General features: G+C 68.7%; 8 protein-coding genes and 1 pseudogene. 4 read left to right on the forward strand and 5 right to left on the reverse strand.

The features are described 5' to 3' along the window. Positions 1 to 530: 530 nt before the first annotated feature. A pseudogene (locus ACXJKR_RS18835) lies at positions 531 to 683 on the forward strand (alternative ribosome rescue aminoacyl-tRNA hydrolase ArfB); the annotation flags it as partial. Here ACXJKR_RS18835 and ACXJKR_RS18840 read toward each other — a convergent pair. Both ACXJKR_RS18840 and tet read right to left on the reverse strand, forming a co-directional pair. Beyond that, positions 677 to 2,848: a prolyl oligopeptidase family serine peptidase gene (locus tag ACXJKR_RS18840; RefSeq protein ID WP_457324111.1), complete on the reverse strand. Its 2,172-nt coding sequence runs from the start codon at positions 2,846 to 2,848 to the stop codon at positions 677 to 679. The pseudogene ACXJKR_RS18835 and the gene ACXJKR_RS18840 sit on opposite strands and share 7 nt — an antisense overlap. Positions 2,849 to 2,913: 65 nt before the next feature. After that, positions 2,914 to 4,119, reverse strand: a complete 1,206-nt coding sequence (gene tet, locus ACXJKR_RS18845) for a Tet(A)/Tet(B)/Tet(C) family tetracycline efflux MFS transporter (protein WP_457324112.1) — start codon at positions 4,117 to 4,119, stop codon at positions 2,914 to 2,916. 30 nt (positions 4,120 to 4,149) lie between these two features. Here tet and tetR point away from each other — a divergent pair, with 30 nt between their 5' ends. Further along, positions 4,150 to 4,788: a tetracycline resistance transcriptional repressor TetR gene (tetR, locus tag ACXJKR_RS18850; protein ID WP_457324113.1), complete on the forward strand. Its 639-nt coding sequence runs from the start codon at positions 4,150 to 4,152 to the stop codon at positions 4,786 to 4,788. Here the strand turns inward: tetR and ACXJKR_RS18855 are convergent. Continuing rightward, a complete protein-coding gene (locus ACXJKR_RS18855) occupies positions 4,785 to 5,153 on the reverse strand; it encodes a winged helix-turn-helix transcriptional regulator (RefSeq protein WP_457324114.1) in 369 nt (122 codons plus the stop codon). The genes tetR and ACXJKR_RS18855 overlap by 4 nt on opposite strands. 91 nt (positions 5,154 to 5,244) lie before the next feature. Here ACXJKR_RS18855 and ACXJKR_RS18860 point away from each other — a divergent pair, with 91 nt between their 5' ends. Beyond that, complete coding sequence (locus ACXJKR_RS18860) at positions 5,245 to 5,562, forward strand: DMT family transporter (RefSeq protein WP_056191993.1); 318 nt, start codon at positions 5,245 to 5,247, stop codon at positions 5,560 to 5,562. Positions 5,563 to 5,564: 2 nt separating this feature from the next. Next, positions 5,565 to 6,197, forward strand: a complete 633-nt coding sequence (locus ACXJKR_RS18865; RefSeq protein WP_457324115.1) for an FMN-dependent NADH-azoreductase — start codon at positions 5,565 to 5,567, stop codon at positions 6,195 to 6,197. Here ACXJKR_RS18865 and ACXJKR_RS18870 read toward each other — a convergent pair. Both ACXJKR_RS18870 and ACXJKR_RS18875 read right to left on the reverse strand, forming a co-directional pair. Beyond that, a complete protein-coding gene (locus tag ACXJKR_RS18870; RefSeq protein ID WP_457324116.1) occupies positions 6,194 to 7,096 on the reverse strand; it encodes a DMT family transporter in 903 nt (300 codons plus the stop codon). The genes ACXJKR_RS18865 and ACXJKR_RS18870 overlap by 4 nt on opposite strands. After that, positions 7,096 to 7,491: LysE family transporter (locus ACXJKR_RS18875; RefSeq protein ID WP_457324117.1), on the reverse strand; the 396-nt coding region annotated here is incomplete at its 5' end. The genes ACXJKR_RS18875 and ACXJKR_RS18870, both read right to left, overlap by 1 nt.

Here is a 7,491-nt window from a genome sequence, read left to right on the forward strand (position 1 = left end):
GGTAGAGACGCCATCCAACGATATCGCTCGAGTGGCCACCACTGACGCAGAACCGATTTCAGCCAACGAGGAGTCGCAACTTTGCGCCTACAGCGCCTACAAATAGTCCCGTCTGAGCGACTGGGGGCGCCGGCACCTCGAAGACAGACTGGCGTTCAGGCGTTTCTCTAGAGCTGCAGCGCCGGGCGGCTACCAAGCGCCCCCGCAGAGCCGCCAGTGAGGGACATCCGCCCTTGGCCGCAAGCTGGGATATCCGGCAACGAATGGCGAGACTTCAGGTGCGTCGGGCTGAGACGTGCGGGTTCGAAGCAAGGACTTCTTCGAAGATTGAGCGATCACGGTCAAGAGCACTGCAGCGCGACCAACCTTCAAGCAGCAAGGAATAGAAATCCAGACCGCCCCTTGCATCTCCCTCCAGCTGACGGCAACCGCCGCGAGCCGTATTCCTCGCTACCCCTTCGGCCGCGTCGCCACCCACAAGCCCAGCAGGCACAACACCATGCCGCCCACCGCTAGCAGTTGGTCGCCGCGTCGCGCGGTTGATCGAGCTGGTGCAGGCCGCCGCGCACGTGCCCAAGGCGCGCCGCGCGACCAAGCCGACCTATGGTTCCAAGCAGCGCCGGCTGGAAGGCAAGGCCAAGCGCAGCGACATCAAGGCCGGGCGGCGCAGCAAGGACTACTGAAGCGGGGACTTCATGCCCAGCTGGTCGAACAGGAAGGCGTAGATGTCCGCCATCTGGTTCACGCGGATGGACAGCGAGCTGCCCATGCCATGGCCGGCGTGGGCGTTGATGCTCAGCAGCACCGGCCGGCCGGAGCCGGTTGCCGCCTGCAGGCGCGCAACCATCTTGCGCGAGTGCATCGGGTTGACGCGCCCGTCCGTCTCGCCGGTGGCCATGAAGATGGCCGGGTACTTCGCACCGTCCTGCACGTGGTGATAGGGCGAGTAGGCGTACAGCGCCTGGAATTGCTCCGGGTTCTTCACCGTGCCGAATTCGGTGACGTTGAAGGCGCCGTTCGGGTCCAGTTCCACGCGCAGCATGTCGTAGATGCCCACCGTCGAGACGACGGCGCGGAACAGCTCCGGGTGCTGGGTGAAGACCGCCCCCATCAGCAGCCCGCCGTTGCTGCCGCCTATCGCCGCCATGCGTTCCTTTGAGGTGTAGCCCTTGTCGACCAGGTATTGGGCCGAGGCGGCGAAGTCGTCAAAAACGTTCTGCTTGTTCGTCAACGCGCCCTGGGTATGCCAGGTCTCGCCGAACTCACCGCCGCCGCGCAGGTTGGCGATGACGTAGACGCCGCCGGCGTCCAGCCACAGCCTTGTCGCCGCGCCCAGGAAGCGCGGCACCAGGCTGACGTTGTAGCCACCATAGCCGGTGAACAGCAACGGTGCGCTGCCATCGAGCTTGAGGCCCTTCCTGCGCACGATGTTGAGCGGGACGCGCGTGCCATCCTTGCTTGTTGCGAACTCGCGCACGACCTCCACGTCGCCGAAGGACACCGGGCTGGTCTGGCGCAGCGCCGTGGGTCGGCTCCTGCCGCTGTCGGCATCGATGCGCATGAACTGCGGCGGCTCGAGATAGGTTTTCACCGCGACGAGCAGGCTGCCGTCGTCCATCACGGCCATCTCGTCCACGGTCGCCACCTCGGGCAGCTGCAGCTGGCCGCGAGGCTTACCGTCCAGGCCGTAGATGGCCACGCGCGACGGCCCGCCGACGATCTCACGCAGGTAGATGGCGTTCCTGGTGAGGGTGATGTTGCCTGCGCCGAACTCGCCGCCGGGCTCCAGCGCGGCATCGGACTCGGGCACGATGGTCTGCGCCTTGGCTAACGTCAGGTCGTCCAGCGCCAGCTTGAGCAGCTTGCCGCGCGGCGCGTCCTGGCGGGAGATGAGATAGAGCCCGTTCGGTCCCAGGGCTGCGGCGACGACCTTGTCCTCGAAGCGTGTGACCTGGCGGATGCGGCCGTCCCTGGCGATCAGGTAGTGGGCGAACTCGCCGCCGTCGCCATTGGCGACCGAGGCGATGACGCCAGGCGCGCCGGGCCGGGCGTCCAGTGCGATTTCGGCGACGCGCGGGAAGTCCTTGCCCAGCACATAGACGTCCTTTGCCGGATCGTCGCCGACGCGGTGGTAGTAGATCTGCTGGTAGAAGTGCTGGCGCTCGGCCGGTTCCTTGGCGCCGGGGTAGCGCGTGTACCAGAAGCCGGAGCCATCCTCGCGCCAGGCCAGGCTGCCGCCGCCGGTGGGGTATTGCACGTTGAGAATGACCTTGTCGACATCCTTGCCCGTGGCCACGTCGACGATGTGCAGCGAGCCGTCCTCGCTGCCGTTCTCCGACATCGACACCGCCACCAGCTTGCCCGTGGGCGACGGCACATACCAGTCGATGGCCGTCGTGCCCTTGGGGTTGAGGGTGTTCGGGTCCAGCACGATGCGGGCCTTGGCGGGGTCGGCGTCCTGGCCCAGCACGGCCAGCATGGGCTGCTGCCTGGGCGGCTGGTTGTACAGCGCGAACAGCTGGCCCGGCGTGGCGTGCAGGTCGTAATAGGCGCTGGAGCTGGCCGTGGCCTGCTTCATCAGCCAGTCGAACATCGGCTGGCGCGCCGGCAGCTTGCCGAAATAGGCGCGCGTGCGCTTGTCTTGCGCAGCGCTCCACTGCTTCACCTTGGGGTCGCTGGCTTTCTCCAGCCAGCGGTAGGGGTCCCTGACGCTGACGTCGCCGTAGCGGTCGGTGACCGGCTTCACCGGCGTCGGCGGCGCGCCCGGGTCGGCGGCATGGGCCAGCAGCGCGGCACCCGCGAGGGCAAAAGCGCCGCACAGGCGCGTCAGAGCGAATTGCCAGGCCATCTGTTCTCCCCGTGAAGAGCGCGCCAGCGTAACGCCCTTGCCGAGTGGTGGGGAATGGCTGGTTGTTACGCGGTGCGAGCGCGGCGGCTGAACAGCATGGGCAACGCGAGCAGATACAGCACCGCGGCGATCACCCAGACGCAGCCAGGCCAGGCGCCCTGCGTCGCCGCAAAGCCGGCCGTGACCACCAGCGGCCCGCCGATGCCGATCAGGCTGGTCAGGCTGGCCAGCGTGCCCTGCAACCCGCCCTGGCGCTGCTCGTCCACCTGCCGCGCCAGCATGGCCTGCAGCGCCGGCAGGGCCAGCCCGCCGATGGCGAACAGCGGCAGCAGCGCAAACGGCATCCAGCCCGCCACCGCCACACCCATGCCGACAAAGCCCAGGCCGTCGGCCGCCATGCCGGCCAGCAGCGCGCGCTTCTCGCCGAGCCTGGCCACCATCGGCCCGGTGACAAAGGCCTGCGAGATGGCATGCAGGCCGCCATAGCAGGCCAGCGACAGGCCCGCCACCCAGGCAGTCCAGCCGTAGCGGTCCTGGCCGTACAGGATCCACAGCGCCGCCGGCACCTGCGACACCAGCGCGACGACGGCAAAGACCCCCACCAGCGGCAGCAAGGGCCGCTTGCCCTCCAGGCGATGCAGTGCCGAGAAGGCGTTGAACTTGCTGGCGTCCAGCCGGGCCGTGCGGTTCAGGTTGGATTCGGGCAGGGCGAACCAGGCCATCCCCAGGTTCAAGGCATTCATGACGGCCGCGGCGACGAAGGGCGCTCGCAGCGACCACTCGCCCAGGGCACCACCGATCAGCGGCCCGACGACAAAGCCCAGGCCCATGGCCGCGCCCATCTGGCCATAGCGCCTGGCGCGGTCGGCCTCGGGCGTCACATCGGTGATGTAGGCCGTGCCCACGGCCATGCTGGCGCCGGTGATGCCGGACAGCACCCGCCCGACGTAGAGCCAGGCCAGGTTGGGCGCCAACGCCATCAGCACATAGTCCGCCGCGGCCCCGGCCAGCGAGGCCAGCAACACCGGCCGGCGGCCGAAACGGTCGCTCAGCGCACCCAGCACCGGGGAAAACAGGAACTGCATCGCCGCGTAGACGGCCAGCAGGGCGCCGTAGTGGTGGGTCGTGGCCTCGGCGCCGGCCAGCTCGCGCAGCAGGCCGGGCAGGATGGGGAACACCAGGCTCATGCCCACGGCGTCCAGCAGCAGCGTCATCAGGATGACGGTCAAGGCTCGATTCACGTCGGTCTCTCTATCGTTGATAGGGAACATTCTGCCGCAGCTTCTCTATCATTGCTAGAGATGAATGCCACCGAACGTTCCAGTCGACTCAACCGTGACGACGTGCTGCGCGCCGCCCTTGACCTGCTCAACGAGGTCGGCATCGACGCGCTGAGCACCCGCAAGCTGGCCGAGCGCCTGGGCGTGCAGTCGCCGACGCTGTACTGGCACTTCAAGAGCAAGGCGGCGCTGCTGGACGCGATGTCCGAGGCCGTCGTGCTGGAGAACCACGCCCAGGCGGAGCCAACTCTCGGCCAGCACTGGCAGGACTGGCTGATGGCCAACGGCCACAGCTTTCGCCGCGCGCTGCTGGCCTACCGCGACGGCGCGCGCCTGCATGCCGGCACACGGCCGAGCCCCTTGCACTTCGATTCCATCGAGGCCCGCCTGCGCCTGCTGTGCGATGCCGGCTTCGAGCCGGGGCAGGCCACCCGGCTGATGATGTCGGTGGGGCGCTTCGTCGTCGGCTGGGTGCTGGAGGAGCAGTCCGCGCAAGCGCCCGATGCGCCGCCCTCGTCGATGCTGAGCGGGCCCGACGCGGTGCAATACCCGCTGCTGGCCGCCGGCTGGGCGCAGACGCTGGGMGGCGACCCCGACACGATGTTCGACCGCGCCTTGCGCCTGCTGATCGACGGCGCACAGGCGCAGCTGAAGGGCTAGCGCCGGCGGTCGAACGCCATGCGCGCCGATGCTACGGCGGGGTAGTGCCGTTCGGCCCAGCGGTCCACCACCACCAGCGCCTCACTCAGGGACCGGCCCAGTTCGGTCAACTGGTAGTCGACGTGCGGCGGCACGGTCTGATGGTCGGTGCGCTGTACTAGGCCGTGGCGCTCCAGTTCGCGCAACGTCTGCGTCAGCATCTTCTGCGAGATGCCGCCCACCTGGCGCAGCAGCTCGTTGTTGCGCAGCGGCTGCCGGGCCAGCAGCGGCACGATCAGCAGCGCCCATTTGCTGCCCACCACCTCCAGTGCGGCACGCGAGGGGCAGCTGGCGCTGAGCACATTGCCGGTTGAGGTGTCGGCCATCGTCTGGATTTCCCTGGTTACCAAAAGGTGCGTACTTCCGATTCTGTGCCTGGCCTCCCACAGTGAGCCCATTGCAACTTGGAGAGACCCCATGGCTTGGTTTCTGTTGGTAAGTGCCGGTCTGGTCGAGATCGCCATGGCCGCGGCGTTGAAGGCGTCCGACGGCTGGCGCCGGCCGCTGCCAGGCGCAGCCGGCGTGCTCGCCGCGCTGCTGTCCATCGTGCTGCTGACGCAGTCGCTCAAAAGCCTGCCGACCGGCACGGCCTATGCGGTCTGGACCGGCATCGGCGCCGTTGGCGTGGCGCTGCTGGGCGTCTGGGTGCACGGCGACAGCGCCTCGCCCGCACGGCTGGGCTGCATGGCCCTCATCGTGGCCGGCATCGCCGGCCTGCGCTGGCTGGAGGGCTGAAGATGAGCCGGCTGCTGCACATCCAGGGCTCGCCCAATCCGGCCTCCACATCACGCGAGATCGCCGAAGCCTTCGTCGCCCGCTACCGCGCCGTCCGTGCCGACGCCCAGGTCGAGGTGGCCGATGTCTGGCAACTCGCGCTGCCCGAATTCGACGCCGACATGATCGCCGCCAAGTTCGCCGTTCTGCGCAGCCAGCAGGCGACGAACGCCCAGTGCCGCCACTGGGCGCGCGCCGTCGCGCTGGCCGAAGCCTTCAACCGGGCCGACCACTACGTCATCAACCTGCCGATGTGGAACCTGGGCCTGCCCTACCGCCTCAAGCACTACATCGACGTGGTCACGCTGCCGGGCCAGAACTGGGCCTGGCAGCGTGACACCGGCTACCGGCCGTTGCTGTCGGGCAAGCGCGCCGTGCTGGTCTACAGCAGCGCGAGCGACTATGGCAGCGAGGGCCACTCGGCCCAGGGTCACCTGGACACGCAAAAGGCCGCGATGCGCGCCTGGCTCGGCTTCCTGGGCATCAAGGTGGCGCAGGAGATCGTCATCGCACCCACGCTGACCGACCCCACCTCGCTGGCCGCGCTGAAGCAGGCACGGCGCGCCCAGGCCGAAGCGGCGGCCGAGCGCATTTAGCGCTGCGGCCGCGTCGCGACGAACAGGCTGGCCAGGCACAGCACCATGCCGCCGATGGCTAGCGGCGTCGCCTGCCAGCCCTCCAGCACGGCCGACACGATCAGCGCGATGACGGGCACCAGCACGCCGATGAGCGCCGCCTGCGCCGGGCCGCGGCGCTCGGCGAGCTTGTAGTACAGCGTGAAGGCGATGACCGAGCCAAAGGCGGCCAGGTAGACGAGGCTGCCGACATAGGTCCAGGCGCCGTCGAAGGGCAGGCCGTGGCCCAGCGCCAGCGACATCCCCAGCAGGAAGGCCGCGCCATAGCCCATGCTCCAGGCCAGCACCGGCACCAGCGGCAGGCCGCGGCGCGTCAACACCAAGGTGAAGAAGCCACCGATGACCGCCACCACGACGGCGAAGAAGCTCAGGCCCAGCCCCAGGGCCGCATTCGGCCGCGCGCCGGTAGACGCGAGTTCGGGCCAGAAGATCAGCGCCACGCCCAGCACCGCGCCGCTGGACGCGACGAGGAAGCGCCGGCTCACCGGCTGGCGCCACAGCAGCCAGGCGACGAGTGCATTCATGAACACCATCAGGCAGAACAGCACCGCGACGAGGCCGCTGGGGACAAAGCGCTCAGCCTCGTAGATGGACCAGTAGTTGCCGGCGTACTGGATGACGCCAGTGCCCAACATGTAGCCGTGGGCATAACGCGGCAGCTTCAGCGAAGTGCCCTGCCAGCGCGCCAGCCCGGCGAGCATCAGCGCCGACAGCGCGAAGCGCCAGCCGACCGACGTCAGCGCCGGCACTGTCGACGCGAGCTGGTACAGGATGACGTGCCAGGTGCTGGCCCAGATCGCGACCGGGGCCAGGAAGAGGAACCAGGTGGGCAGGCGGCCGGGCTTGTCTCCCGCCGCCATCAGGCCGCGCGCTTGAAGGTCGCCAGCAGCGCACCGGCCGCGACGAACAGCGAGCCGAAGACGCGGTTCAGCACCTTGATGTGGTGCTCGCTCTTCAGCGCCGCCAGCACCCGCGCGGCCAGCACGGTGTAGCCGGCCATGACGACCAGGTCGGTGAAGGCCAGCGTGCAGCCGATGACGAGGTATTGCGGCGCCAACGCGGCATGCAGGTCGAGGAACTGCGGCACGACGGCCAGCAGGAAGACCGTGCCCTTGGGGTTGACGGCATTGATGCCCCAGCCGCGCAGCACCAGCTGGCGGCGCGTGGCCAGCACGGCGCCGTCATCCGCCGCCACCATGGGCTTGGCCGGTGCACGCCATTGCTGCACACCCAGCCAGACGAGGTAGGCCACGCC

The organism is Roseateles sp. P5_E11 (genome assembly GCF_054049355.1).